The organism is Streptomyces paradoxus (genome assembly GCF_014202475.1).
Taxonomy (GTDB): Bacteria; Actinomycetota; Actinomycetes; order Streptomycetales; family Streptomycetaceae; genus Streptomyces; species Streptomyces paradoxus.
This window is the reverse complement of sequence record NZ_JACHGV010000013.1, coordinates 142,812-167,279: the sequence shown is the minus strand read 5'-3', so window position 1 is coordinate 167,279 and position 24,468 is coordinate 142,812. Positions and strand designations below refer to the sequence as shown.

General features: G+C 73.2%; 26 protein-coding genes and 1 riboswitch. Of the genes, 5 read left to right on the top strand and 21 right to left on the bottom strand.

Annotated elements, in window-relative coordinates:
* Positions 1-6: 6 nt before the first annotated feature.
* The 4 genes from HNR57_RS33030 to HNR57_RS33015 form a co-directional block, all read right to left on the bottom strand.
* On the bottom strand, positions 7-339 hold the full coding sequence (locus HNR57_RS33030) for an STAS domain-containing protein (protein WP_184565959.1): 333 nt from the start codon (positions 337-339) through the stop codon (positions 7-9).
* Positions 336-1,658: a PP2C family protein-serine/threonine phosphatase gene (locus tag HNR57_RS33025; RefSeq protein ID WP_184565957.1), complete on the bottom strand. Its 1,323-nt coding sequence runs from the start codon at positions 1,656-1,658 to the stop codon at positions 336-338. The genes HNR57_RS33030 and HNR57_RS33025 overlap by 4 nt, the downstream gene beginning before the upstream one ends.
* Positions 1,658-2,461, bottom strand: coding sequence for an alpha/beta fold hydrolase (locus tag HNR57_RS33020; protein WP_184566016.1), 804 nt, complete (start codon positions 2,459-2,461; stop codon positions 1,658-1,660). Before HNR57_RS33020 ends, HNR57_RS33025 begins: the two co-directional genes overlap by 1 nt.
* A 73-nt stretch (positions 2,462-2,534) precedes the next feature.
* Positions 2,535-3,191, bottom strand: coding sequence for a maleylpyruvate isomerase N-terminal domain-containing protein (locus HNR57_RS33015; protein WP_184565955.1), 657 nt, complete (start codon positions 3,189-3,191; stop codon positions 2,535-2,537).
* Positions 3,192-3,308: 117 nt separating this feature from the next.
* Between HNR57_RS33015 and HNR57_RS33010 the strand changes: the two genes are divergently transcribed.
* On the top strand, positions 3,309-4,442 hold the full coding sequence (locus HNR57_RS33010) for an amidinotransferase (RefSeq protein ID WP_184565953.1): 1,134 nt from the start codon (positions 3,309-3,311) through the stop codon (positions 4,440-4,442).
* Here HNR57_RS33010 and HNR57_RS33005 read toward each other — a convergent pair.
* The 11 genes from HNR57_RS33005 to HNR57_RS32955 all read right to left on the bottom strand — a co-directional run bounded on the left by HNR57_RS33005 (position 4,430) and on the right by HNR57_RS32955 (position 15,172).
* Entirely contained in the window at positions 4,430-5,305 is an 876-nt protein-coding gene (locus HNR57_RS33005; RefSeq protein ID WP_184565951.1) for an energy-coupling factor ABC transporter ATP-binding protein, read from the bottom strand. The two genes, HNR57_RS33010 and HNR57_RS33005, sit on opposite strands and share 13 nt — an antisense overlap.
* Positions 5,302-6,051 carry a cobalt ECF transporter T component CbiQ gene (gene cbiQ / locus HNR57_RS33000; RefSeq protein WP_184565949.1) on the bottom strand — a complete coding sequence of 250 codons (750 nt, stop codon included), beginning with the start codon at positions 6,049-6,051 and terminating at the stop codon, positions 5,302-5,304. Before cbiQ ends, HNR57_RS33005 begins: the two co-directional genes overlap by 4 nt.
* A 6-nt stretch (positions 6,052-6,057) precedes the next feature.
* Positions 6,058-6,426, bottom strand: a complete 369-nt coding sequence (locus HNR57_RS32995) for an energy-coupling factor ABC transporter substrate-binding protein (RefSeq protein WP_184565947.1) — start codon at positions 6,424-6,426, stop codon at positions 6,058-6,060.
* Positions 6,423-7,124, bottom strand: a complete 702-nt coding sequence (locus HNR57_RS32990; protein WP_184565945.1) for an energy-coupling factor ABC transporter permease — start codon at positions 7,122-7,124, stop codon at positions 6,423-6,425. The genes HNR57_RS32995 and HNR57_RS32990 overlap by 4 nt, the downstream gene beginning before the upstream one ends.
* Positions 7,125-7,154: 30 nt before the next feature.
* A riboswitch (cobalamin riboswitch) is annotated at positions 7,155-7,341 on the bottom strand.
* Positions 7,342-7,472: 131 nt separating this feature from the next.
* Positions 7,473-8,915: a serine/threonine-protein kinase gene (locus HNR57_RS32985; RefSeq protein ID WP_184566014.1), complete on the bottom strand. Its 1,443-nt coding sequence runs from the start codon at positions 8,913-8,915 to the stop codon at positions 7,473-7,475.
* Positions 8,916-9,146: 231 nt separating this feature from the next.
* Positions 9,147-10,448 (bottom strand): MDR family MFS transporter, encoded by a 1,302-nt coding sequence (locus HNR57_RS32980; RefSeq protein ID WP_184565943.1) that lies wholly within the window; start codon positions 10,446-10,448, stop codon positions 9,147-9,149.
* Positions 10,445-12,433 carry an ABC transporter permease subunit gene (locus HNR57_RS32975; RefSeq protein WP_246555169.1) on the bottom strand — a complete coding sequence of 663 codons (1,989 nt, stop codon included), beginning with the start codon at positions 12,431-12,433 and terminating at the stop codon, positions 10,445-10,447. Before HNR57_RS32975 ends, HNR57_RS32980 begins: the two co-directional genes overlap by 4 nt.
* Positions 12,433-12,969 carry a GNAT family N-acetyltransferase gene (locus HNR57_RS32970; protein ID WP_184565941.1) on the bottom strand — a complete coding sequence of 179 codons (537 nt, stop codon included), beginning with the start codon at positions 12,967-12,969 and terminating at the stop codon, positions 12,433-12,435. The genes HNR57_RS32975 and HNR57_RS32970 overlap by 1 nt, the downstream gene beginning before the upstream one ends.
* A 31-nt stretch (positions 12,970-13,000) precedes the next feature.
* On the bottom strand, positions 13,001-13,393 hold the full coding sequence (locus HNR57_RS32965; RefSeq protein WP_184565939.1) for a nuclear transport factor 2 family protein: 393 nt from the start codon (positions 13,391-13,393) through the stop codon (positions 13,001-13,003).
* A 45-nt stretch (positions 13,394-13,438) separates the two neighbouring features.
* Positions 13,439-14,236: a VOC family protein gene (locus HNR57_RS32960; RefSeq protein ID WP_184565937.1), complete on the bottom strand. Its 798-nt coding sequence runs from the start codon at positions 14,234-14,236 to the stop codon at positions 13,439-13,441.
* 111 nt (positions 14,237-14,347) lie between these two features.
* Complete coding sequence (locus tag HNR57_RS32955) at positions 14,348-15,172, bottom strand: SDR family NAD(P)-dependent oxidoreductase (RefSeq protein WP_184565935.1); 825 nt, start codon at positions 15,170-15,172, stop codon at positions 14,348-14,350.
* Between the two features lie 53 nt (positions 15,173-15,225).
* Between HNR57_RS32955 and HNR57_RS32950 the strand changes: the two genes are divergently transcribed.
* Positions 15,226-15,702: a DUF4396 domain-containing protein gene (locus HNR57_RS32950; protein ID WP_184565933.1), complete on the top strand. Its 477-nt coding sequence runs from the start codon at positions 15,226-15,228 to the stop codon at positions 15,700-15,702.
* Positions 15,703-15,725: 23 nt separating this feature from the next.
* On the opposite strand, the gene HNR57_RS32945 is transcribed toward HNR57_RS32950, so the two are convergent.
* Positions 15,726-16,865: a winged helix DNA-binding domain-containing protein gene (locus HNR57_RS32945; protein ID WP_184565931.1), complete on the bottom strand. Its 1,140-nt coding sequence runs from the start codon at positions 16,863-16,865 to the stop codon at positions 15,726-15,728.
* Between the two features lie 143 nt (positions 16,866-17,008).
* On the opposite strand from HNR57_RS32945, the gene HNR57_RS32940 reads away from it, so the two are divergent.
* Together HNR57_RS32940 and HNR57_RS32935 are read left to right on the top strand one after the other, a co-directional pair.
* Positions 17,009-17,662, top strand: coding sequence for a hypothetical protein (locus tag HNR57_RS32940; RefSeq protein ID WP_184565929.1), 654 nt, complete (start codon positions 17,009-17,011; stop codon positions 17,660-17,662).
* Between the two features lie 216 nt (positions 17,663-17,878).
* The gene (locus tag HNR57_RS32935) at positions 17,879-18,490 is read left to right on the top strand and encodes a sigma-70 family RNA polymerase sigma factor (RefSeq protein ID WP_184565927.1); all 612 of its coding nucleotides are present in this window, start codon (positions 17,879-17,881) and stop codon (positions 18,488-18,490) included.
* Positions 18,491-18,574: 84 nt separating this feature from the next.
* On the opposite strand, the gene HNR57_RS32930 is transcribed toward HNR57_RS32935, so the two are convergent.
* Together HNR57_RS32930 and HNR57_RS32925 are read right to left on the bottom strand one after the other, a co-directional pair.
* Entirely contained in the window at positions 18,575-19,408 is an 834-nt protein-coding gene (locus HNR57_RS32930) for an alpha/beta fold hydrolase (protein WP_184565925.1), read from the bottom strand.
* 5 nt (positions 19,409-19,413) lie between these two features.
* A complete protein-coding gene (locus HNR57_RS32925) occupies positions 19,414-20,796 on the bottom strand; it encodes an FAD-binding oxidoreductase (RefSeq protein WP_184565923.1) in 1,383 nt (460 codons plus the stop codon).
* Between the two features lie 65 nt (positions 20,797-20,861).
* On the opposite strand from HNR57_RS32925, the gene HNR57_RS32920 reads away from it, so the two are divergent.
* A complete protein-coding gene (locus HNR57_RS32920) occupies positions 20,862-21,527 on the top strand; it encodes a hypothetical protein (protein WP_246555166.1) in 666 nt (221 codons plus the stop codon).
* A gap of 148 nt (positions 21,528-21,675) precedes the next feature.
* Here the strand turns inward: HNR57_RS32920 and HNR57_RS32915 are convergent, their stop codons facing one another.
* The 3 genes from HNR57_RS32915 to HNR57_RS32905 are packed head-to-tail and all read right to left on the bottom strand — an operon-like array spanning position 21,676 to position 24,319.
* Positions 21,676-22,557 (bottom strand): metal ABC transporter permease, encoded by an 882-nt coding sequence (locus HNR57_RS32915; RefSeq protein ID WP_184565921.1) that lies wholly within the window; start codon positions 22,555-22,557, stop codon positions 21,676-21,678.
* Positions 22,554-23,402 (bottom strand): metal ABC transporter ATP-binding protein, encoded by an 849-nt coding sequence (locus HNR57_RS32910; protein ID WP_184565919.1) that lies wholly within the window; start codon positions 23,400-23,402, stop codon positions 22,554-22,556. The genes HNR57_RS32915 and HNR57_RS32910 overlap by 4 nt, the downstream gene beginning before the upstream one ends.
* Positions 23,399-24,319, bottom strand: a complete 921-nt coding sequence (locus tag HNR57_RS32905; protein ID WP_184565917.1) for a metal ABC transporter solute-binding protein, Zn/Mn family — start codon at positions 24,317-24,319, stop codon at positions 23,399-23,401. The genes HNR57_RS32910 and HNR57_RS32905 overlap by 4 nt, the downstream gene beginning before the upstream one ends.
* Positions 24,320-24,468: the final 149 nt, after the last annotated feature.

Sequence of the window (24,468 nt, the reverse complement as noted above, 5' to 3'; positions counted from 1 at the left end):
CGCGGGTCAGGACGCGGCGCTGGAGTCCGGGCGCAGGGTGAAGACCTGGTCGAGGCCGACGAGGGTGAGGACGCGCAGCAGGTTCGCCGGTACGGCGGCCAGGACGACGTCGGCCTCGGCGGCCAGCGCGTGCTGGCGGGCGGCGAGGAGTGCGGTGATGCCCGAGGAGTCGCAGAACTCCAGCCCGGACAGATCCAGGACCAGACACTGCCCCGGTGACAGGGAGAGCTGGTCGAGCCTGCCGCGAAGGACGGGGGCCTGGTCGAAGTCCAGGTCGCCGGCCACGTGCAGAACGGGGCCGGTGGTGGTGTCGTGCTGTCTGACGGTGAGCGGGTTCATGAGATGTGATTCGTCGCGGGGCCTAGGGGGGAAGGGGCGGCGGGAACGCCGAGCGCGAGCAGCGCGGTGTCGTCGTCCAGGCCGTCGCCGATCTTTTCGAGCAGCCCGGTCAGGGCGGTGATCACCTCGTGCGGCGTGCCGGGCGCGTGGTCGGTGGCGAAGGTGTGCAGGGCGTCCTCGCCGTACAGGTCGTCCCGGCCGGGGCCGGTGCGGGCCTCGGTGAGGCCGTCGGTGTAGAGCACGACCGTGTCGCCGGGGCCGAGGACGGTCTCGACGGTGCCGATCGGCGCGCCGGGGACGACACCGATGAGCAGGCCCCCCGGGGTGGGCAGGAACTCGGCGCGGCCGTCGGACCGCAGGACGAGCGCCGGCGGGTGGCCGCCGGAGGCGAGACGCACGACCCTCCGCCCGTGCTCGCCGCCCGGCTCGATGATCCCGAAGATGCAGGTGCAGTACCGGGGGTTGCCGCCGCCGGTGTAGCGCTCGTGCAGCACGGCGTTCAGCGTGGCCAGGGCCGAGGCCGGATCAGGGTCGTGGTGGGCCGCGGCGCGCAGGGTGTAGCGGGTCAGGGAGGTGAGGGAGGCGGCTTCGGGTCCCTTGCCGCACACGTCGCCGAGGAAGAACGCCCACCGGTCGCCGCCGACCGGGAACAGGTCGTAGAAGTCGCCGCCGAGCTGGTCCGGCGAGGCCGTGTGGTAGTGGACGGCCGTCTCCAGACCCGGTACATCGGGCAGCGAGTCCGGCACGAGGGAACGCTGCAGCACGGCGAGCGCGTCGGCCAGCCTGGCCCGGTCCGCCTCGGCCTGCCGCCGGGCCTCGTCCGCCTCGGCGCGGGCCCGCTCGGCCTCCTCACGGCGGCGCAGGAGCTCCTGCTCGTAGGCGCGGCGGTCCGAGGCGTCGAAGACGGTGATCCGGATCAGCAGCGGCTCGCCCTCGGTACCGTGCTTGACCACCGCGGACACCAGCACGGGCAGCCGGCCCCCGTCCAGGCGCCGCAGGTCCAGGGCGATGCCGCGCAGCTCGCCCTGCATGCGCAGCAGCGGAGCGAAGTGCGTCTCGTGGTAGAGCTTGCCGCCGATGGTCAGCAGGTCCGTGAAGCGCTTGCGGCCCACGACGGCCTCACGCTCCAGGCCGAGCCAGTCCAGCAGCGTGGTGTTGATCTTGGCGATGGTGCCGTCCATCATCGTGGACAGGTAGCCGCACGGCGCGGACTCGTACAGGTCCTCCGCGCTGTCCTCCAGCAGGGCGGTGAAGGCCGCGTTCGTGCTCGCCTCGTCCCCCGTCTCAGCGGGTTCCGGCACGCCGCCCGTACGGCACATCACCGGAGGGACTCCAGGAAGCCGAGGATCGCCCCGGTGGTGGCCTCCGGCGCGCTGAGCTGCGGGCAGTGCCCGGTGGCGTCGAGCGTGACCAGGCGGGAGCCGGGGGTCGCCGCGTGCACATAGGCGCCGACCTCGCGGGGCGCGATGGCGTCCTGCTCGCACTCCAGCACCAGGGTCGGCACCGACACGCTCTTGAGGTCCTCCCGGCTGTCGGTGAGGAACGTCGTACGGGCGAAGACCCGGGCGATGTCGGGGTCGGTGGCGCAGAAGCTGTTGGTCAGTTCCTGCCCGAGCTCCGGCCGGTCCGGATTGCCCATGATCACCGGGGCCATGGCGGACGACCAGCCCAGGTAGTTCGCCTCCAGGGAGGCGAGCAGCTCGTCGATGTCCTCGGTGCTGAAGCCGCCGCGGTAGTCCTCGTCGTCGATGTAGCGGGGCGAGGGCGTGACCATCACGAGCGCCCCGATCCGCTCCGGCGCCGCCTGCGCCGCCAGCACCCCGACCATGGCGCTCACCGAGTGCCCCACGAACACCGCCTGCCGCAGGTCCAGTTCCTCGCAGACGTCGACGACGTCACCGGCGTAGCCCCGCAGCGAGGAATAGCGCTCCTCGCTCCATGCCGCGAGGTCCGAACCGCCGGAGCCGACGTAGTCGAACAGCACCACCCGGTAGCGCTCGGCAAGTGCCGGCACCACCAGCCGCCACATGTTCTGGTCGCATCCGAACCCGTGTGCCAGGAGCAGCACCGGCGCGCCTTCGGGGCCGGTGACGTTGACGTTGTTCCTGCGGCGGATGTCCATGCGGACCATGCTCCCACCTCGGAGGGAGTCCTTCGACGGCGGGCCCGGGGGCAGCCTCTTCGCGGCCGCGAACTCAGCCCAGGTACAGCGGCACCCTGGAGGCCAGGTCTCCGAGCGCTGCCTGCTCCGCCTCGGTCGGCGCCCGCCGCCCGGTGCCGACGAGCAGGGCGTCCACGTCGGGGAAGGACGCCGGGAACGGTCTCCCCGCGATCCGCTCCAGCATCTCCCGGGAACGGGCGAGGCCCTCCGCGGGCGGCTGCTCCGCGTCCGGGAGGTAGGCGATCAGGTCGAGGTGGTGCAGCGTCCACTCCATGACGTACGCGGACAGGAAGTCGCCCACGGTGAGGACTTCGTCGCGGGTGCCGACCCGGCCGGCCGGATCGGCCAGCAGGGCCGCGCGCCCGGCTGCGGAACCGACGTCGTCCAGATGGAACTTCAGCAGCTGCGGATCCTCGTACGCGGCGGCCAGCCGGACGGTCAGCGCGTCGAGCGGGTCGTCGCCGGTCGGCGGAGTGCCGGAGATGTCCCAGTACGTCAGTGCGTCACGGGTCGGTTCCCGGTCGGACGGGGTGGCCAGGGTGATCAGGACGTCCTGGGCGTCGACGATCAGATGGCACACCAGGTCCCGCACCAGCCAGCCCGTACAGCCCGAGGGCCGCCCGAAGTCCTCGTCGGAGAGACCGGCCACCGCCGCGCGCAACGCCGTCCAGGTGCGTGAGAAGGGATCCACCCCGGCAACGTAGGGCCTTGCGGCGAGCGTGGACAAGCGCGTTCAGGGCATCTGGACCGTTGAGTCATCCGGCAGTTGCGGCGTATCACTGGCCTTGCGGTCCGAAGAGTGGTGAGCATGAGCGTCCTGCAGAATCCCGGAGTACCGCGCCCGGCCGACGGCGTTGAGCGGCTCGTGTCGCCGGTCGGTTCGCACACCGAGTGGGATCCGCTGGAGGAGATCATCGTGGGGCGCCTGGAGGGCGCGACGATCCCCTCCGACCATGCGGTGGTGACCTGCAACGTGCCCCCGTGGGCCGGGCGGTTGCAGGGACTCGCGGCCGGCTTCCGGTATCCGCGGCTGCTCGTCGAGCGGGCGCAGCAGGAGATCGACGCCTTCGTCGCCCTGCTGGAGTCGCTCGGCGTCACGGTCAGGCGACCCGAGGCGGTCGACCACAAGCGCCGCTTCGGCACCCCCGACTGGACCTCACGCGGCTTCTGCAACACCTGCCCGCGCGACAGCATGCTCGTCATCGGCGACGAGATCATCGAGACCCCGATGGCGTGGCCGTGCCGGTACTTCGAGACGCACTCCTACCGTCCCATCCTCAAGGACTACTTCCGGCGCGGCGCGCGCTGGACGGCGGCACCCAGGCCACAGCTCACGGACGAGCTGTTCGATCCGGACTTCCGCGTCCCCGGGCCGGGCGAGCCCATGCGGTACATCCTCACCGAGTTCGAACCCGTCTTCGACGCGGCGGACTTCGTCCGGGCGGGGCGGGACCTGTTCGTCACCCGCAGCAACGTCACCAACGTGATGGGCATCGACTGGCTGCGCCGTCACCTCGGCCCGGAGTACCGCGTCCATGAGGTCGAGAGCCGCTGCCGCACGCCCATGCACATCGACACGACGTTCGTCCTGCTCGCGCCCGGGAAGGTGCTGATCAACCCCGAGTACATCGACGCCGACCGCCTGCCGGACGTCCTCGGTTCCTGGGACGTCCTGGTCGCTCCCGAGCCCGACCCGATCGACGGCCGGCTGCTCAAGCTCACCTCGATGTGCGGCAAGTGGCTCAGCATGAACGTACTCATGCTCGACGAGAAGCAGGTGATCGCCGAGCGCCACCACACCGGGATGCTGCGCGCGCTGGAGAAGTGGGGCTTCGAGCCGATTCCGTGCGACCTGCTGCACTACGCCCCCTTCGGCGGCTCGTTCCACTGCGCGACCCTCGACGTCCGGCGCCGCGGCTCGCTCCAGTCCTACTTCGACTGACCGTGCCGTCCCCCTCCGGACGCGCCGAGCGGTCCGCCGACGAGGGCGGCGAGTTCCTCCGGCGTACGCGGTCCCGGCTCAGTCTCATCCAACCAGCCCTGGGCGCGCAGGAGTTCCGCCGCCGCGGCGCCCCACGGCAGGCGCAGCCCCGCCTCGCGGAGGAGATCCGGGCGGGCCAGCATCGTGGCCGCCGGTCCGGTGCGGACGCCGGACGGGGTGAGGAGTGCGGCGTCGTCGGCCCAGCGCAGCGCGAGGTCGACGTCATGGGTGGCCATCACCACCGTGGTGCCGGCGGCACGGAGTTCGTCGAGGGTGGCCAGGAGCCGCTCCTGGCCGTCGGGGTCGAGTCCGGCCGTCGGCTCGTCGAGCACGAGCACGCGGGGCCGCATGGCGACCGCGCCCGCGATGGCGGTGCGCTTGCGCTGGCCGTAGGAGAGCAGATGGGTGGGCCGGTCGGCCAGGGCCGTGATGTCCAGCGCGGCGAGCGCCTCCGCCACCCGCGCCCGCACCTGAGGGCCGTCCAGGCCGAGGTTCAGCGGCCCGAACGACACGTCCTGCTCGACGGAGGCCGCGAACAGCTGGTCGTCCGGGTCCTGCACCACCAGCTGCACGGTGGTCCGCAGCCCGGTCAGCCCCTTGCGGTCGTACGCCACCGGCCGCCCCTCGACCGTCAGCCGGCCCTCTTGCGGCCGCAGCCCGCCGGAGAGCAGCCGCATCAGCGTGGTCTTTCCGCTGCCGTTGCGGCCGAGCAGCGCGAGCGCACGCCCCTCGGGTATCTCGAAGTCGAGCCCGCTGAGCACGGTGGGGCCGTCCTCGTAGGCGTAGGACGCGCCCCGCAGGGCGACGAGGGCGGGCTCGCTCATGTCAGCGGCCTTTCCAGTACGAAGGTGAGGGCGGCCAGCGTCGCGAGCAGCGCGCAGCTGGCGGCCGTGAAGCGGACGGAGACCCGGGCCTCGGGCACCAGGACGCGCAGGGTGCCGTCGTAGCCGCGCCCGGCGAGTCCGGCCTGGAGACGGCCGGCCCGGTCGAAGGCCCGGACGAACGCGGTGGCGCCGAGCCCGGCCAGGGAACGCCACTCCGCGGCCCGGCTGGTGTGACCGAGCCGGGCCGCCTGGGCCTCCCGGATGCGGCGCAGCGAGTCCAGCAGCAGGAAGCTCATCCGGTACGTCACCAGCGCGACGTCGACGACCGGTGCGGGGATCCCGGCCCGGACCAGGCGGGGCAGCAGGTCGGACAGGGGAGTGGTGAAGGCGAACAGCAGCACGCCCAGGGAGGCCGCCGAGGTCCGCAGCAGCAACTCCCCGGCGCGCACCGGCCCGTCGGCGGCGAAGGAGACGAACCCCCCTGGCCCGCCCACCTGGACGAGCAGCGTGAGCGCGCCGGTCACGCAGAAGCCCAGCGGCACCCGGTAGGCCCGCCACAGCCGCCGTCCGGGCACGCCGGCCGGGCCCAGCAGCACCACCAGGGCGGTCAGGAGCACCAGGGCCGCACCGGGCCAGGGCGGCAGCGAGATCGCGAGCACGGTGAGCCCGAGCCCCAGCACGGCCTTGTCCACGGGATGACGGCGGCGCCAGCGACTGCTGTGCGCCGCCGCGTCGATCGGCAGCACCCGGGCTCAGTCCCGCTCCGCCGCGGACTTCCCGGCGGCGCCGGTGAGCGCCTCGTCGGCCTGCCGTTCCAGCGCCCGCTGCTCGCCCTGCCGCCGCCCCCGGCGCAGACCGAAGTAGTAGGCGAGGACCCCGGCGCCGAGGGCCGCCTGGAGGGAGAACAGCGCCGACTCGATCTCGCCGGACGGCGGCTCGTACAGCGGCGAGAACCACGGCTCGTAGTCCGGCTTCAGTTCGGTGATCGCCGTCTCGGCCTCGCCGTCGGCGCCCGTGAAGGGCTCCTTCTTGTGGTCGCCGAGTCCCAGCACCAAGGGCAGCACGGCCAGTGCGGCCACGGCGAGCAGCAGCACCAGGTTGATCTTCGTGTTCCTGCTCATCGGGTCACCGCCTCGGTCTCGGTCCGGGGCTGCTTCTTGGCGAGGAGCACACCCAGCCGGGTCAGTTCGCCCTTGCTGGACTGCACCAGCAGCCGCATCACGAGCACGGTCAGCAGGCCCTCGCTCACCGCGAGCGGGATCTGGGTGACGGCGAAGATGGAACCGAACTTGCCGAGCGCGCCCAGGAATCCGCTGCCCGGGTCGGGGAAGGCGAGCGCCAGCTGCACGCTCGTGACGCAGTACGTGGACAGGTCGGCGACGAACGCGCCGGAGAACACCGCGACCATCAGCGGCGCGTTGGAGCGCCGCAGCAGCGCGTAGACGGCGTATCCGGCCCAGGGCCCGGCGATCGCCATGGAGAAGACGTTGGCGCCGAGCGTGGTCAGGCCGCCGTGCGCGAGCAGCAGCGCCTGGAAGAGCAGGGTGATGGTGCCCAGCACCGCCATGATGGGCGGCCGGAACAGGATGGCTCCGAGGCCCGTGCCGGTGGGGTGCGAGCAACTGCCGGTGACGGAAGGAAGTTTCAGGGCGGACAGGACGAACGTGAAGGCGCCGGACGCCCCGAGGAGCAGGGTGCTCTCGGGGTGCTCGCGCACTTCACGGGTGAGCGACCGGACTCCGTGGACGACGAACGGCGCCGACGCGACGCCCCAGGCGACCGCGTGCGCCGGAGGAAGGAAACCCTCGGCTATGTGCATGGCTCAGCAGACCCTCTCCAGCACCTCGTGGATGGTTGACGCGCCTTGGCCGGTCTCCTGGCTGACGGGTACCACCGCCCGTACTCCGCCTTCCCGGGTCACGAGGACCCAGTGGCTGCCCCTTGAGGGGCCGGAGCCGGACTTCCCGATTCACAGTGGCGAGGGCCGCACCGGCATCACACCGGATTTCCCGTTCACCAAGGCCTGGTGACAATAAGGCCGGGATAAGGGCGATGACAAGCCGCCCAAGGGGCGCGCGAGGGGGCGCCCGCTCGCACACCGGCGCATCCCCCGGCTGATCCACGGGCTCCGGGCGCTCATGGCGGAAGGATCCTCAAGGGAGCCGCGTCAGTCGTCGCCCCCGTCGCCCCCGTCGTCACCGCCGTCGTCGCCCTGCCCGTTTCCCCCGGCCGGGACCGGCTTCTCGGGCTTCGGCTGCTCCGGCGCGGCGTCGCCCGCCCCCTGCGCCGGAGTGGCGGCACCGGTCTCCGGCGCGGGCGGGGTCGGGGAGGCGGCCGGCGTGGACGGAGTGACCTCGGCCACGGTGCCGGTGGTCGGCGTGGTGGCGATCTGCCGGCCGCCCGCCGGGTCGGAGGTGGGGGCGGGGGCGGAGTCACCGGACGGGCCGGCCGCGGGGCTGCTCGCGGTCGGGGACGCGTCGGGTTCCGTCCCCTCGGTGGTCGTGTCGGGCGAGAACCAGCGCATGCCGAGGAGCATCGCGGCGAGGAACAGCGCCGCGGCGGCGGCCGTCGCGGCCACTCTCGACCGGCTGCCGAAGCCGCCGCGCCCGCGGGAGCGGCCCGAACGCCCCGCCTGGGCCGCCCGGGCCGCGGTGCGGTGCCCCGTGGTCGCGGGCAGCGCGTACGTGGTCGGGTGGCTGGTCTCGGCAGCCGCGTACGGGCCCTGCCCGGTGTGCTCCGGCGCGGACGGGGTCTTCGGCCGCAGCGGCGGTGAGACGTCCGGCAGCGGCTCGGGCAGGCCCCGCCAGGCGCCTCCGGCGAACCACTCGGCGGCCTGCTCCGCGGTGGGCCGGTCCTCGGGCTGCTTGGCGAGCAGTCCGAGAAGGTAGTTCTCGAACGCCGGGGGAAGTCCGGCGACACCGAGCTCGCGGGGCGGCACGGGGGCCGCGTCGAGATGCTGGTGCAGGAGGGCGACGGCGGTGTCGGCCTGGAACGGCGGGCGGCCGCTGAGGAGCTGGTAGAGCACGCAGCCCAGGGAGTACATGTCGGAGGCGGGCCCCGCCGGCTTGCCCAGGGCCCGTTCGGGCGCGAGGTAGAGGCCGGTGCCGACGATCTGGCCGGTGGCGGTGAGCGCGGCGCCGGGGTCGTCGAGGAACCGTGCGATGCCGAAGTCGCCGATCTTCAGGGTGCCGTGGGCGTCCAGCAGCAGGTTGGCGGGTTTGACGTCCCGGTGCACGATGCCCTGCCGGTGCGCCGCGGCGAGCCCCGCGGACGCCTGCGCGGCGAGACGGGCCACCTGCTCGGCGGGCAGCGCGCCGGAGCCGGACAGCACGCCGGCGAGGCTGTCGCCCTCGACCAGCTCCATCACCAGGTACAGCCGGTTGTCGTACTCGCCGAAGTCCAGGACGCCGACCACGTTGGGGTGGTTGAGACGCCCGGCGGTCTGCGCCTCCAGACGGAACCGGGAGGTCGCCGTGGCGTCGGTGTCCTGGGGCAGCAGCAGCTTGAGGGCCACCGCTCTGGCGAGCGTCTCGTCGTACGCACGCCAGACCTCTCCCATTCCACCGCGCCCGATCTCAACTTCCAGCCGGTAGCGGCCCGCTAGCAGCACTCGTCCTCGTCTCATGCGTGTGGGAAGGTCGTCGCCGCAGGCCGAACTCCCCGCTTATGCGCGGGGGTTGGTTGGGGGGTTCCGCAGCCGACTCAGGATACTGGCGCGGCGTGACCGCCGATCTCCGCAGCGGTGTCCTCGAAGGGTGCGGTCTCGGAAATTCCGGAGCGAAGAGGTCGCCCGCGGGAGTGAAGGTCCCGCGCGCCCGGTTGCCGCGGGCGCCGGCACCTTTCAGGCCGCCTCCGCTCCCGTCTCACGGCGCGGCAGCACCGCCACCGCCAGGGCCGGTACGGCCGCGAGGACGAGCCACGGTACGGCGGCCGGCAGCCCCAGGTCGAGCAGGAAGCCGGTGGCCGCGCTGCCGGCCAGGACGATCAGCCCGGAGACGGACGACAGCGCACCGGTGTACAGCCCGAGCCGGCCCTCCTCGGCGAGGTCGGGCACCCAGGCACGCGCGGCGGGCACCACCAGCATCTGCCCCACCGTGAGCAAGATCACGAAGCCGGCGGCCGGCAGCAGTCCGGCGGTACCCGTCCAGCCGGCCGGGCGGGCCGCGGCCACCACCGCGAAACCGGACGCGATCAGCAGCAGCCCCGCGGTCATGGAACGGCGCAGGTCGAGCCGGTCGCCCGCCCAGCGGGTCACCGGCAGCTGGGCGAACACCACCAGCACCGAGGACAGCGCGAAGAGCCAGGACAACGGCGCCTGGGAGCCCGCCGCGCGCTGCACCTCGTCCGGCAGGGCGAGGTACAGCTGGTTGTAGGCGAGCAGATACGTGCCATAGGCGCAGCACAGGGCGAGGAAGCGGCGGTTGCGCAGCAGGAGCCGCGCCCCGCCCCGCGCCCGGACACTGACCCGGCCGGGGATGTGCTGCGGCATCAGCCACAGGTGCCCGGCGAGGACGAGCACGAAGACCGCGGCACCGGCGAGACACGCGGTGCGGAAGTCGACGGCGAGCAGCAGCGCGCCGAGCAGCGGCCCGACGAACGCCCCGGCCTGGCCCGCCACGCTGAACAGGGCGAGGACCCGGGTGCGCGGGCCGTGCCCGTCCTCCTCCCAGGCCACCGCCTGGCGGGCCACCTCGGACTCCACGGCGGGGGAGAACAGCGCGGCGGCGAAACCGATGACCAGCACCGCCCCGATCACGGTCCAGCTCGCCTTCGCGTACCCGAGCCAGGCGAACCCGGCGATCCGCAGGACGCAGCCCGCCAGCACGACGGGCCGCACCCCGAACCGGTCGACGAGCCAGCCGCCGACCACGAACAGCCCCTGCTGGCTGAAGGTGCGCAGCCCGAGCACGAACCCGACCAGCCACCCCGCCATGCCGATCGCGGTGCCGAGGTGCTCGGCGAGGAACGGCAGGACGGCGTAGAAGCCGATGTTGAAGGCGAGCTGGGTGAGGATCAGCAGCCGCAGCAGCGGCGACAGTTCCTTGCAGAGCCGCCAGGTGCTCTCACGCGGGCCCTTGGGCGGGGCGGCGTCGGACGTTCCGGCTGTCCGGCGGGACAGCACACGGGAGATGAGGTGGGTCATCGTTCTTCTGTCGGTGAGGCGGACACGGACGTCAGGTGGGCGCCGGTGCGTTCCGGTGGCCGCGGCGGGGCCGGCGCGACCCCTTCCGCGGGCGGTCCGGCCGGTCCGGCGGGCCGCGTGCGCCGCCGGGGCAGCCGTGCGCCGCCCGCGGCCGTCACCGCGAGCGCACCGAGCAGGGCGAGCACGGCGGCGGGGAAGAGGACGGCCCACGGGGCACGCTCGGCGTACGGCTGGTTCTCGGCGAGCAGCAGGCCCCAGTCGGGGGAGGGCGGCTGGGCGCCCAGGCCGAGGAAGCCGAGCGCGGCCAGGCTCAGTGCGACGCCCGGGAGCCGGAGCAGGGCGTGCCGGGCGACCGGGGGCGCGACGGCGGGCAGCAGTTCGTGCGCGAACAGGTACCAGCGGCCGGCACCCAGCGCCCGGGTGGCCGTCAGATGGGTGGTCGCGCGCTCCTGCCGCAGCAGGGCGGAGGTGTGCGCGGCCAGCGGGGACCAGGCCACGACGGCCACGGCGAACGCGGGAGTCCAGGGGCCGCTGCCCATGACGCCGGTGACGAGGAGCCCGGCCAGGACGGGCGGTACGGCACTCAGGGTGTCGACCAGCGGCCCGGAAAGCCGGGGCAGCAGCCCCAGCAGCAGCCCGGTGACGAGGGCGGCGGCGCTCACCGCGAGGGCGGTGCCGAGGGTGGTCGGCGCGCCGTGGGAGATCCGGGCGAGGACGTCGCGGCCGAGCGCGTCGGTGCCGAAGGGGTGCGCCGTTGAAGGGGCTTGGAGCCGGGCGAGCGTGTCCAGGGCGATGGGGTCGCGAGGCAGCCCGGCCCCGATGGCGGCGGCCAGCAGCCCCGCGTAGAGCAGGGGGAGCGAGCGGGGCGCGGGCGGCCGGGGCCGGTGCAGGGACTGCAGGGCGCCGTCGCGCAGCGCCGGGCCGGTCAGCAGCCGGGCGGCGAGCCGGGCGAGAGCGCCGGCGGTGGCGGCGAGCAGGACGAGGGCGAGGGTGCCGGTCTGCAGGACGGGCAGGTCCTGGGAGAGGGCGGCGTGCAGGGTGAGCCGGCCGATGCCCGGGATGTCGAAGATCTGCTCGACGGCGACCGAACCGCCGGTCAGTCCGGCCACGAACAGCGCCAGGTTGGGCAGCAGTCCGGGCACGCAGCGGCGCACCGCCTGCCGCGCCACCGACCTCGGCGGGACACCGCGGGCCGCGGCCGCCACGGCCCAGGGCTCCGCGAACGCGCCGGGCAGCAGGTCGTCGAGCATGCGGCCCAGGACCGCTCCGGCGGGGAGTCCGACGGCGAGCGAGGGCAGCACCATCCACCGCGGCCCGTACCAGCCCAGGGCGGGCAGCCATCCCAGCCGCACACCGATCACCGAGACCAGCACCGAGGCGACGAGGAACTCGGGCAGCGCGGCCAGCACGGCCGTCGCCGTCCCGCCGGGCCGGCGGCCGGCGAGCCTGCCCCGCGCGCCCAGCCGGAGCGTACGGGCGCAGACGGCGGCCGCCGTGGCCGCGGCGACCGCCAGGGCCCCGGCCATGAGCAGCAGCGAGACGCCGAGCGGCACGACGAAGCCCGACAGCACCTGGCTGCCGGACACCCAGGACGTGCCCGCGTCCCCGTGCAGCAGCCCGCCCAGCCAGCGGCCGAGCAGCGTCAGCGGGCCGTCGTCGAGGCCCAGTTGGTCCCGGATGGCGCGCAGGGTCTCCGGAGCGGGGTCGCGGTCCGCCGACCGCGCGCGGAGCACGGTCAGCGCGGGGTCGGTGCGCGACAGCCACGGCAGCAGGCCGATGCCGCACACCAGGCAGACCACGAGCGCGGTCCGCCACAGCAGTGCCGGGGCGCTGCCGCGCGCGAGGGCGCGCAGTGCGGCGGCCGCACCGTTCCTCGAGGGCGTGTTCGAGCTGTTCAGCGCCGCGTCCCCGTACCTGTGAGGGTGCGCGTCGAGCCGACGGTGTCCCGCGCGATCGCCACGTACGTATATGAATACCATTTTCATCAAGCGAACGGTATCTCGAAGTGCACCACTCCGCTGCCCCCGCCGGGCACTTCCTCCCGCTCGTCGCACACCACCCTGCCCAGCGCCTTCCACAGGCCCAGTGCGCCGGGGGAGTGCGGGTACGTGTGCAGATACGCGGACCGGTATCCGCCGTCGGCCCGGGCGAACTCCAGCAGGCCGTACACGAGTCGCCGGGCCAGTCCGCGCCGCCGGTGGGCGGGGCGCACGTACACCCGCCGCAGCTGCGCCGTCTCGCCGGAGGGGAAACGCTCTGCCAGCCGGCGGGGGTTCGGCGGGTGTGCCGGGCCGCGCGCGTCCAGGGCCGCGGTGGCCGCCACCGCCCCGTCCCGCTCGTCCACGGCGACCAGGAGGGTGTGCCGGGGCGGCGTGACGTAGAACGGCACCGGGTCGATGATGTCGGCGTGCCAGCGCGGCACGTAACCGGTGCCGAAGTCGCGGTACACGGCGTCGAGCATCACCGCCCGGGCCCCGTCGATGTCGGCCGCCGCGGCTTCCCTGATGCTGTACTCGCGCATTTGCGCATCATATGCAAGAGGAGTTCATGGTTCAGCCGGGGGCAGCCGGTGTGATGTGGCTCAGCACGCACAGCCAGCGGCCCTGCCGCCGCACGAACACGTCCGTCGTCCACTCGTCGGCGTCATGGTGCTCGCCCTGGTAGTGGGCCGTGTTCGTCACCCTCCCGGTCACCACGGCGGTGTCACCGTAGACGCGGATCCTCGGCTCGGTTCTGAGGTCCATCGCCGAGTGGGTGAGCGCACCGGACTCCACGAGGGAGAGGAACCTCTCCCTCGTGTCGATCCCGGAGTCGGAGACGATGACCCACTCGTCCGCCATGAAGGCCGCGATCCGCGCGGGGTCGTCGGAGACGATCGCCTCGGCCCAGCCCTTCGCCAGGCGGGCGAGCTGGAGGGCGTCCGCGGAACCGGGCTTCTCGCTCATGGCGCGACCGTGGCCGGGGCGGATCGGTGCCGCGGGGCGTCCGGTTCAGCTCTCGGACGGGGTGAGCACCACGAAGTCCGCGCCGGCCGGGTCGAGGCAGACGGCGAGACGGCCGACGCCCTCCGCGTCCTCCGGGCCCATTTGCACGCTGCCGCCGTTCCCGGTGACCTGGGCCACCGCGGCGTCGCAGTCGTCGACGGCGAAGACCGGGTGCCAGTACGGCCGCCCGCCCGTGAGGGTCAGGTCCTCCTTGCGGAGCTGCATGAGTCCGCCGTGCATCCGGTCCTCGGAGAGTCCGGACGGGGTGATCAGGGTGTACGTGCCGGCGCCGCCCGGCAGGGGCATGTCGCTGAACTGCCAGCCGAAGAGGGTGCCGTAGAACTCCCGCGCAGCCGCGGCGTCGCTGGTGTACAGCTCCGTCCACGACAAGGAGCCCGGCTGGTCGACCAGTTCCAGGCCCTTGTTCGTACCGGGCTGCCAGACGGCGAACTGGCCGCCCAGCGGGTCGCTGTACTGCGCCATCCGGCCCCAGTCGTCGAGGTCCATCGGTGCGACCCGCACGGTGCCGCCCGTCTCTTGCACCGCCTGCGTCGTGGCGTCCGCGTCGGCGACGCTGTAGTAGAGCATCCAGGCCGGGCGCGCGCCTTCCTCGGTGAGCTTGCCGAGTCCGGCGACGATCTTGCCGTCCTTCCTGAACATCCCGCCCTCGAAGTCCTCGCTCTCGCCCATGGACTCGTAGTCCCACCCGAGGACGGCACCGTAGAAGGCGGCGGCGGCCGGGACGTCCGGAGCGCCCAGGTCGAGCCAGCAGGGGGAACCGGGGACGTACTCCGTCGTGATCATGGCGATGCTTCCCTTCGGCGGGTCCTGTGTGCCCAGCCTGACACCGGGCGCCGGTCGTCGCCCGTCGGCCGCTGTCCGTTCGGGGGACCCCCGCGCGGATGCCGGGCGGCCTCAGTGGACGGACAGTCCGCCGTCGACGAAGAGGGACTGCCCGGTGACGTAGGCGGACGCCGCGCCGGCCAGGAAGACCGCCGCGCCCGCGAAGTCCTCGGCCAGACCGTTGCGCCCGATCATCGTCCGGGCGGCCAGGGCGGCCACCTTCTCCGGATCCGACGACAGCCGCGCGTTCAGCGGTGTCATGACGAAGCCCGGCACGAGGACGTTGCAGGTGACGCCGCGCGGCGACCACGCCTCGGCCTGGGAGCGCGCCAGGGCCTCCAGAGCGCCCTTGGAGGCGCCGTAGGCACCGCTCTGGACGAACGCGCGATGCGCCTGCTGCGAGCTGATGTGGATGATCCGCCCGTATCCCCGCTCCGCCATGCGGGGGCCGAAGCGCTGCCCCAGCAGGAACGGCGCCTCCAGGTTGACGGCCATCGTGGCGTCCCAGACGTCCTCGCCGAGCTCGTCCATCGGCGGACGCAGGTTGATCCCGGCGCTGTTGACGAGGATGCCGGGCTCCCCGAAGGCCTCGACCGCCCGCTCCGCGGCCTCCCGCACGCCCTCGCGGGTGCTCAGGTCCGCGCTGACCCAAGCGGCGCGGCAGCCCTCGGCCGTCAGCTCCTCGACCGTCGACTTCAGTCCGGCCTCGCCGCGGGCCACGACCACCACGCTCGCCCCGGCACGCGCGAGGGCGCCGGTGATGGCGCGCCCGATGCCGGAACTGCCGCCCGTGACCACCGCGACCCGGCCCTCCAGGGAGAACAGTTCGGAGAGGTAGGCCTGGGGCACCGGGTTCGGCGGAGTCGGCTTCGTGGTGGGAGCGGGCTGTGTCGTCATGGCGACCCACTCTAGGTCGCACACATACCCCTAGGGGGTATATAGTCGGGGTCATGGACCACACCGCTCATGAACCTGAGAAGCATGCGCACGGGGCCGCGTCCTGGGGCACCGCCGTGAAGGCGACACTGCACTGTCTGACCGGATGTGCGATCGGCGAGATCCTCGGCATGGTCATCGGCACGTCGCTGGGGTGGGCCAACGTGCCCACCATGGTGCTCGCGATCGGGCTCGCGTTCCTCTTCGGCTACTCGTTCACCCTGTTCGCGGTCCTGCGGTCCGGCATCGGCCTCAAGGCCGCGATCAAGATCGCCCTCGCCGCGGACACGGTCTCGATCGCCGTGATGGAAATCGTGGACAACGCGATCATCGCGCTCACCCCGGGCGCGATGGACGCCCACCTGTCGGACGGCCTGTTCTGGTCCGCGCTCCTGGGCGGCTTCGCGGTCGCCTTCCTGATCACGACCCCGGTCAACAAGTGGATGATCGGCCGCGGCAGGGGCCACGCCGTGGTCCACGCCCACCACTGACGCGCTGTCACCCCCGTGATGATTCAGCCCTTGAGCAGGCGTACCTGGCCGTCCGGGAGCTTCGGCCACCAGTGGTGGTAGCGGCGGTAGACCTCGGTGTCGCGGCCGGCCAGCATCGCCGTCAGCGACGCGGCCTCCGCGGCGAGCCCGTCCCACACGGCGCCCGGCAGGTCGTGGAACGCCGTCGCCTCGACGCCTCCGTCGACCGCGCGCCACACACCGGCGACCCGGCCGTCGACCAGCAGCGTGGGCAGCACGTCGCCGTTCACCCGGATCACCAGACGGCGATACGCCGGGGGGATCACCCGGCTGCGGTCGGCGTGGGCCAGCAGCACGCTGTCCCACATGGCCATGAGCCGGGGCGGGGCCGGCGTGTCCGCCGGCGGGCGCGGGGCGCCCGGTACGTCGTACAGGAGGGTCCCGTCGGGTCCCCGCAGCTGCTCCACCGTGTCGTCGAGGGAGAGCAGCGCACGCCGAACCGGTGCCCGGGGCACCATGGCGAACTGCGCGACGTCCGCCACCGAGGCGGGCCCGAAGCCCGCCAGATAGCGCAGGACGAGGTGGCGCAGCGCCTCCGCCACCGTCTCCCGCCCCCCGGGCACCGGACCGGTCCGCGCCGCGACGAACGACGACCGGGGGCCGAACGACCACGGCCCGCCGGTCGGGACGTGGAACAGCGGCGCGTACGCCTTGAGCCCCCACCACGCCCCGGCCTTCTTCTGCGTGCCGACCCGCTCCTCCAGCCAGTCCTGCACCTCGGCGGCCGTCCGGGGCCGGTCCGCGAAGTCCAGCAACCCGGGGACGAGCGCCTCACCGTCGGCCGGCGTGAGCCCCGCCGCGGCGAAGCGGTACCCGAGCCGTGAGGCGTACAGCGTCTGCTGCATCGCCTCACGGAACACCTGGTAGTCGTCCGCGTGGACCGCGTGCAACGTGATCCGCATCAGGGTCGCCTTGACCACCGCGCGCTCCGAGAACGCGGCGTCCAACTCGGCCGGCGCGAACCCGGCCAGCCGGTTCCACAGCGCCACGTACGGCGAAGCGGCATGCTGCGCCTGCAGCGCCACCACACGCCGCACCGCCTCCCCGGCCCCCAGCACCTCCCGGCCCAGCAGCAACTGGCGCCCGAGAGTGGCCCGATTGAGCTCCAGCGCGGTGATGTCCACGCCGTGGATTCTGCCGTGGCACCACCGGAGCCACCGGCTCCGCGGCAGTGGCTTGGATCACATGGCTCGGATTGAGTGCCCGGCAGGGGAGATGTCCGTACTCAGGGGTGTCAGGGCGGGGCCGGATGCGAGGATGAGGCGCCATGACAGTCGGGTGGTGTGCTCGCGCGATACGGGCCGCGGTGTTCGCGGCCGTCTGTGTCGTGCTCGCCGCCCTGGGGCACGTCATGATGTCCGGCGATCACGTGCCCCTGCCGACGCTGCTGGCCGGCTGGGTCGTGACGGGCCTGGCGGGCTGGTGCCTGGCGGGCCGCGAGCGCCGACCGCGCCTGGTCGTCGCCGTCGCCGTGGCCGTCCAGACGGCGCTGCACTCGGCGTTCTCCCTAGGGCCGCCGGCCTCTTCCGCTCCCGGGCCCCACTCCACGGACATGCCGTCCATGAGCCACGGCATGGGATCCATGAGCCACGGCATGAGCGCGGGCGCCATGGAGACCATGTCCCCGCACGCCGGGCACGTCCCCGGCGGTGACTCGTCCCTCGGCATGCTCGCCGCCCACCTCCTGGCCGCGCTGCTGTGCGGCCTGTGGCTGGGCCACGGGGAACGGGCCGCCTTCCGGCTGCTGCGTGCCGTGGGCAGCCGACTCGCCGCACCCCTGCGGCTGCTGTTCGCCCTGCCGGCACCGCCGCCCCCGCCCCCGCACCGGCGGCGACGGCCGTCGAACCGCTCGCCGCGCCGCCTCCTTCTCGTCCACGCGATCACCACCCGGGGCCCACCCGCGGGGGCCGCTGCCGCCTGACGGCAGCCGGAACCGGCCGGGGCGGCCCCTGCGCGCCCCGGCAGCGGTCGTACCTCCGTGCCAGCGCGCACTCCGCGGGAGTCCACACCCCCCGCCGCGCGGTACGGGCATGCCCGCGCCCCCCGCTCACCGGACCGCGCAGCCACGCGCGCACGTCTGGCCTCACGGCCTGCCGCTCGCGTCCTCGCGGTCCTGGAACCCCGACAAGGACATCAGGTGATCACTCCTGCCCCGCCCCTTCCGCACGAGAGATCGGCGTCGGCCGACGCGTCGATAACCGCCTGGGCGCTGGCCGCCCGCGGCGGCGACTCCGCGGCCGTGGAGCACTTCGTGCGCGCCCTGCACCGGGACGTCGTCCGGTACGTCGCCCATCTGTGCGCCGACCCGCAGGCGGTGGACGATCTGGCGCAGGACACGTTCCTGCGGGCGCTCGGCAGCCTGCACCGCTTCGAGGGCCGTTCCTCGGCGCGGACCTGGCTGCTGGCGATCGCCCGGCGCGCGGTGGCCGACAGCATCCGGTACACCGCCGTACGCCCCCGCCCCGCCGACCTGCCGGACTGGGAGCCGGCGGCCGAACTCGCCCAGCCGCGCGGCCTGCCCGGCTTCGACGACGGCGTGGCGCTGCTGGAGCTGCTGGCCGGGCTGCCGGACGAACGCCGTGAGGCCTTCGTCCTCACGCAGCTGCTCGGCCTGCCCTACGCGGAGGCCGCCGCGCTGAGCAACTGCCCGGTCGGCACGGTCCGTTCCCGCGTGGCCCGCGCCCGGGCGACGCTCCTCGCCCTGCTCGCCGCGGCGGAGGAACCGGAACCCGCTCTCGCCGCGGCCTGACACCCGTCGAAGAGCGCACGGTGCCCGCCGCCTCGCCCGGCGGGCACCGGCCGGTGAAACGGACGCCCAGGACGGCCAGAAGGGTCAGCGGTGCCGGACGGCTCTCCCGTCGGCCCGCGCCTCCACCTCCCTCCAGAAGGCGCCGACCCGCGCGTTGAACACCTCCGGCACCTCCTGGAACGGCTGATGCGCCTCCCCGGGCAGCACCTCGAACACGGCGCCCGGGATGCTGTTCGCGACCGCGCGTCCGAGGCGCGGCGGTGTGGCGAGGTCGAGTTCACCGGCGAGCACGAGGGTCGGGACGCCGATGCCGCCGAGGCGGTCGAGGGTGTCGTGGCCGGCGAACGCCGCGAGCTGGCGCTGGAAAGCCTCGGCGGACTGCGGATGCTCGAAGGCCAGGGTCTCGTCGATGAAGCGGTCGACCATGCCGTCGGCGTGGGCGCGCGGGGTGTAGACCCACAGGAAGAACGCCTCCAGCATGGCCCGTTCGTCCGGCGCGCGTTCGGCCATCCAGTTCCAGAAGCGCGTCATGGTGCGGAAGTAGGGATCCGGGCGGGCCATCGTGCTCATGAGGACGAGGCTGCGGACCAGGCCGGGGTGGCGCAGAGCCAGCTCCTGGGCGATGAAACTGCCGCCCGAGAAACCCATGATGTGCGCCGTCGGGATTCCGAGCGCGCGCAGCAGCGCCGCGGCGTCGTCGGCCATCCGCGCCACGGAGAGCGGGCCGTCGGGCAGCGGGCTGCGGCCCGCGCCCCGGTTGTCGAACGCGGTGAGCCGGTAGCGGTCCGCGAACCCCTCGAGCTGTGGCTGCCATGCCTCGGCGGGGTCCCCGAGCCCCGCGACGAGCAGGACGTCGGGTCCCTCGCCCCGCTGCTCCACCCAGAGTTGCACGCCGTCGGCGTCGACCATCCGGCCCATGGCCGTCACCCCCGGGCCGGTTCGATGTTCTGGTTGGCGTGGAAGAGGTTGTCCGGGTCGTAGGTCCGCTTGACCCGGGCGAGCCTGTCGTAGTGGTCGCGGTACGTCGCCCGGACCCGCTCCTGGCCCTCGTCCGAGCCCATGAAGTTCACGTAGGAGCCGCCCATCGAGTACGGGTGCAGCGCCTCCTGGTAGCCCACGCACCACCGCCTGATCGTCTCGGCGTTGGCCGGGTCGGGGTCGACACCGGCGAACACCCCGGACCAGAGGGCGTCCCGGTAGCTCCACGCGGTGTCGTCCGGGCCGGCCCGGTGGGCGGCGCCGTCGATCGGGTAGAGGTGCATCAGCGAGAGCGGCGTGGGGTTGTTGCTGCCGTATTCGAGGTGCACGTCCAGGGCGGCGTCGGGGATGTGGTCGAAGAAGTCGCCCCGCCAGTACCACTGGTAGCCGGTCGGGATCAGCTCGTCGAACATGCCCTGCAACGCGTCGTAGGGCATCGGCGTCGTGAAGTGGAAGGCCGGCCGGCCCGCGTCGTTCACCACCGAGAGGGTCTCGGCGGCCCCGTCCGGGTCGCCCGTGCAGCACCACACGATGCCGCACACCTTCCGCCCGTGGAGCTCCTCCGGGAAGGGCGGGCCGGGCGGGACGACGAGGACGGCGAAGAAGCCGTAGACGTCCTCGGGGGCCTGCGGCAGGAACTCGCGGTACCACGCCAGCACTTCGCGCGTGCTCTCGACCGGCCACACGGTCACCCCGGCCCCGACCGTGCCGACCGGGTGCAGGCGGTAGGTGAGGGAGGTCGCGATGCCGAAGTTGCCGCCGCCGCCCCGCAGCGCCCAGAACAGGTCCGGGTGCTCGGTCTCGCTCGCGGTGACGAAACCGCCGTCGGCCAGCACCACGTCGGCGGCGATCAGGTTGTCCACGGTCAGCCCGTACTTGCGGGTGAGGTAGCCGTGGCCGCCGCCGAGGGTCAGGCCCCCGACGCCCGTCATGGAGATGATGCCCGTCGGGGTGGCGAGACCGAAGGCCTGCGTGGCGTGGTCGAGGTCGCCGAGGTGGCTGCCGCCGCCGACCTCGGCGGTGCGGGCCTCCGGGTCGACCCGCACCCAGCGCATCGGCGAGAGGTCGACCGTCACGCCGTCGTCCACCAGGCACAGGCCGGGGCCGCTGTGCCCGCCGCCCCGCACGGCGAGTTCCAGGCCGTGGTCGCGGACGTAAGTGACCGCGGCCATCACGTCTGCGGCGTCCGCGCAGGGCACCAGGGCGGCGGGCCGTTTGTCGATCATCGCGTTGTAGATCTTGCGGGCCTGGTCGTATCCGGCGTCCCGCGGGCCGATCACCGGCCCCCGCAGCGCGGTCCGCATGTCTTCCAGGGTGGCGGTGTCCATGGCGATCTCCTCGGGCCGCGTGACCTGCCGACACCACCAGCCTCCCGCCGACGGTGGCACGACGCATGTCCGCAGCCCCCGCCGCCGGACTGCGCGAAGAAACCTGGTGGCGGTCGGCACGAGGACGTGTGACGGTACGGGCCATGGGCAACTCCACGGCGTACCCCGTCCTGCGCACCGACGACGCGAGCACGGCATACACACAGGCCAGGCGTCTGTGTGCCCTGCTGGAGCAGGAGGACGAGGTGTGGCTCACCGCGGAGCTGCGCACGGTCGGGGAGGTGCGGCGGATGGCCGCGCTTCTTCCCGGCGGCACCTTCGAGCACGTCACAACACGCACCGATCCGGTGACCGGCCGGTACGCCGTGTTCGACCTCGACGTGACGACGGCGGACGACGCGGCACTGGAGGCGCACCTGCCGCTCGACCTCATGGAGGAGGTTCCGGCCGGGAACGTCGTGGCGCGCTTCGCTAAGGCCCTCGGCGATGGGGCGGCCGCCATCGAATGGCACGGCAGATGGCCGGACGAGCCGGCGGCGGGCCACTACGGATCGCCCCCGTACGACGGGGTCCAGATCGCCTTCCACGGTGACCGGGCCCAGCGGGGCCGCTGGACCGAGGAGCACACCGTCTTCGTGCACGTGACCAAGTTCGGCGACCTGCCCCGCGCCCGGAGACTCGCCGCGCACATCGGCAGCGAGGTCCTGGGCGAACCGCAACTCGGCTGGTGATCGCGGGCGTCAGGCCGGGGTGACCTCCACCGGCGGCTTCTTGATGCCGTTGACGACGTAGGAGCGCACGCGCGGCACTTCGCCGGTCAGGTACAGGTGGATCTCACGGTCTTCGACGGGCGGGTCGTCTTCGAACGGTGAGGCCTGCTCAGGCCGTTCCCACCGCCGTCTGCCGCGCCCCCCACCGCCGGTTCCGGTACCGGCCGGCCACCCGGCACACCGCGTAGACGGTGAACGAGATCGTCGTGACGTAGGGGCTGATGGGGACGCTGCTGCCCAGGGCCAGCAGGATGCCGCCCTCGATCGAGGCCACGGCGAACAGCACGCTCAGCACGGGCAGCAGCACCGGCGACGCGGTGACGCGGGCGGCCGCCGCGGCCGGGGTCACGACCAGGGACAGCACCAGCAGCGCGCCGACGATCTGCACCGACAGCGCGACCGCGAGCCCGAGGACCAGCATGAACGCGAAGGACAGCCCGCGCACCGGCACCCCGCGGGCCTCGGCCACGTCCGGATCGGTGCTGGCGAAGGCGAGCGGACGCCACATGACCGCCAGGGCCACCAGCACCAGGACGGACGTGCCGAGCAGCCACGACATCTGCGGGGTGTCCACGGCCACGATCTGCCCGGTGAGCAGCCCGAACTTGTTGGCCGCCCGGCCTTTGTAGAGGGCGAGGAAGAGCACGCCGAGCCCCAGGCCGAACGGCATGATGATGCCGATCACCGAGTTGCGGTCCCGGGCCCGTGACCCGAGGACGCCGATGGCGCCGGCCGCGAGGAGCGAACCGGCGATCGAGCCCGCCACGATGTTCGTGTCCAGCAGTAGTGCCGCCGACGCGCCCGCGAAGGACAGCTCGCTGATGCCGTGCACCGCGAACGGCAGGTCCCGCATCAGCACGAACACCCCGGCCAGCCCGCCCACCAGCCCCAGCGCCACGCCGGCGACGAGGGAGTTGCGGACCAGGGCGAGGAGTTCGCCGTAGTCGGTGAAGTCGAAGATCTGGTGCCAGATCCCGTCGGCCAGTGTCATGGGCGCACTCCGTCCGTCTCCTGCAGCCGTTCGGGGTGGTGCGGCGGGACGGCCGTCTCGTCGGGTGCGCCCGCCACCACCACCCGGCCCCGCACCCGCACCACGTCGACCTGGGTGCCGTAGAGGAGGGACAGCGACTCGGAGGTCAGCACCTCGTCCGGGGTGCCGATCCGGTGACCGCCACGGGCCAGGTACAGCACCCGGTCGACCAGGCCCAGCACCGGATTGATCTCGTGCGTCACGAACACCACCGCCGTGCCGCGGGAGCGGCGCCGGGCGTCGATCAGCTCGGTGACGGCCCGCTGGTGGTTCAGGTCGAGCGACAGCAGCGGCTCGTCGCACAGCAGGAGGCGGGGATCGGCCGCCAGGGCCTGCCCGATGCGCACGCGCTGCCGTTCGCCGCCGGAGAGCATGCCGAGCGGGACGTCGGCGTAGGCCGAGGCGCCGACCGACTCCAGGATCTCGTCCACCCGGCGGCGGACCGGTCCGGTGCGCAGCCGCGGTCCGAAGCGGTGGCCGTCGATGCCGAACCGGACGAGGTCGCGGGCGCGCAGCATGGCCTGCGCGGACAGCGCCGCCTGCTGCGGGACGTAGCCGATGTGCCGGGCGGCCTGACGGGCGGGACGGCCGAGGACCGTCAGTGTGCCCGCGGACAGCGGCTGACGGCCCAGCAGGGTCCGGACGAAGCTGGACTTGCCCGCACCGTTGGGGCCCAGCACGGCCAGGAACTCCCCGGGCCGGACGTCCAGATCGAGTCCGCTCCACACCTCGCGGTCGCCGTAGGACAGGGCGGCCGCGCGCAGCCCGACGACCGGCGTGCCGTCCTGCCGGGGTATCGGGGTCACTTGGCCAGCGCGCTCGCGAGCGCGTCGACGTTGCCGGTCATCCAGCCGAGGTAGTCCTTGCCCTTCGGCAGGGTCTCCGTCACGGGCACGACGGGGACGCCGGCCGCCCTGGCCGCCGCCTCGGCCTTCTCGGTCTGCGGGCTGGAGGTCTGCTCGTTGTAGACGAGGACCTTCACCTTCTTGCCGCCGAACACCGCGAGGCTCTCCTGGAGGACGCGCGGGGAGACGTCGTCGCCCTCCTCGATCGCCTCGCTGAACTGCGCGGGCGTGCGGTTCACCAGGCCGCTCGCCTCGGTCATGTACAACGGCACGGGTTCGGTGATGGCGACGCCCTCACCGCCGTGCGCCTTCTTGATCCGCGCCTCCTTCGCCTCCAGCGGCGTGAGCTTCGCCTTGAAGGCGGCGGCGTTCTTCCCGAAGGCGGGGGCGTCGCCCGGGTCGGCCTCGGCGAGGGCGGCGGAGATCCGGTCGGCGACCTTGGCGACGGTGGGGAAGTCGTACCAGACGTGCTCGTTGAGCTCCCCGCCCTTGGGCGCGGTCCTGCCGGACACCTCGACCGCGTTGATCACCTCGGCGGAGTCGTTGTGCCCGCTCTTCAGCATGCGGTCGACGAAGTCGTCGTAGCCGCCGCCGTTCTCGACGACGACCTTCGCCTTGGACAGGGCCAGCTGGTTCTGGGGGTCGGCCTCGTAGGAGTGAGGGTCCTGGTCGGGGTCGCCGATGACCGAGGTGACGTCGACCCGGTCGCCGCCCACGCGCCGGGCGATGTCGCCCCAGACGTTCGTGGAGGCGACCACGGCCACCCGGGCCGGTGCGCTCTTGGCGTCGGCGGAGTCCGAGGAGCTGCCGCAGCCCGCGAGCAGGGCCAGTGACGCGCTGGTCAGCAGCGCGAGGCGGCGGGACGTGGACAGGGACATGGCTCCTCCAGGACGGGCGTGCACAGGGGGTTCGGCAGACATCACGCTAGATGGGAATGAATGTCAGAAGCGGCCCCCGGTCGAAGTCATGTGAAAACCATTGCCAACTGTTGGGATGAGTTGGACTCTCTATCCAAGTGCTGGACTTC

Bases quoted from the DNA above. Each gene is read 5' to 3' on its own strand.
- HNR57_RS33030 (WP_184565959.1), bottom strand. From the start codon at position 339: ATGAACCCGCTCACCGTCAGACAGCACGACACCACCACCGGCCCCGTT.
- HNR57_RS33025 (WP_184565957.1), bottom strand. From the start codon at position 1,658: ATGTGCCGTACGGGCGGCGTGCCGGAACCCGCTGAGACGGGGGACGAG.
- HNR57_RS33020 (WP_184566016.1), bottom strand. From the start codon at position 2,461: ATGGACATCCGCCGCAGGAACAACGTCAACGTCACCGGCCCCGAAGGC.
- HNR57_RS33010 (WP_184565953.1), top strand. From the start codon at position 3,309: ATGAGCGTCCTGCAGAATCCCGGAGTACCGCGCCCGGCCGACGGCGTT.
- HNR57_RS33005 (WP_184565951.1), bottom strand. From the start codon at position 5,305: ATGAGCGAGCCCGCCCTCGTCGCCCTGCGGGGCGCGTCCTACGCCTAC.
- HNR57_RS32995 (WP_184565947.1), bottom strand. From the start codon at position 6,426: ATGAGCAGGAACACGAAGATCAACCTGGTGCTGCTGCTCGCCGTGGCC.
- HNR57_RS32990 (WP_184565945.1), bottom strand. From the start codon at position 7,124: ATGCACATAGCCGAGGGTTTCCTTCCTCCGGCGCACGCGGTCGCCTGG.
- HNR57_RS32980 (WP_184565943.1), bottom strand. From the start codon at position 10,448: ATGACCCACCTCATCTCCCGTGTGCTGTCCCGCCGGACAGCCGGAACG.
- HNR57_RS32975 (WP_246555169.1), bottom strand. From the start codon at position 12,433: ATGAAAATGGTATTCATATACGTACGTGGCGATCGCGCGGGACACCGT.
- HNR57_RS32970 (WP_184565941.1), bottom strand. From the start codon at position 12,969: ATGCGCGAGTACAGCATCAGGGAAGCCGCGGCGGCCGACATCGACGGG.
- HNR57_RS32965 (WP_184565939.1), bottom strand. From the start codon at position 13,393: ATGAGCGAGAAGCCCGGTTCCGCGGACGCCCTCCAGCTCGCCCGCCTG.
- HNR57_RS32960 (WP_184565937.1), bottom strand. From the start codon at position 14,236: ATGATCACGACGGAGTACGTCCCCGGTTCCCCCTGCTGGCTCGACCTG.
- HNR57_RS32955 (WP_184565935.1), bottom strand. From the start codon at position 15,172: ATGACGACACAGCCCGCTCCCACCACGAAGCCGACTCCGCCGAACCCG.
- HNR57_RS32950 (WP_184565933.1), top strand. From the start codon at position 15,226: ATGGACCACACCGCTCATGAACCTGAGAAGCATGCGCACGGGGCCGCG.
- HNR57_RS32940 (WP_184565929.1), top strand. From the start codon at position 17,009: ATGACAGTCGGGTGGTGTGCTCGCGCGATACGGGCCGCGGTGTTCGCG.
- HNR57_RS32930 (WP_184565925.1), bottom strand. From the start codon at position 19,408: ATGGGCCGGATGGTCGACGCCGACGGCGTGCAACTCTGGGTGGAGCAG.
- HNR57_RS32925 (WP_184565923.1), bottom strand. From the start codon at position 20,796: ATGGACACCGCCACCCTGGAAGACATGCGGACCGCGCTGCGGGGGCCG.
- HNR57_RS32920 (WP_246555166.1), top strand. From the start codon at position 20,862: ATGTCCGCAGCCCCCGCCGCCGGACTGCGCGAAGAAACCTGGTGGCGG.
- HNR57_RS32915 (WP_184565921.1), bottom strand. From the start codon at position 22,557: ATGACACTGGCCGACGGGATCTGGCACCAGATCTTCGACTTCACCGAC.
- HNR57_RS32905 (WP_184565917.1), bottom strand. From the start codon at position 24,319: ATGTCCCTGTCCACGTCCCGCCGCCTCGCGCTGCTGACCAGCGCGTCA.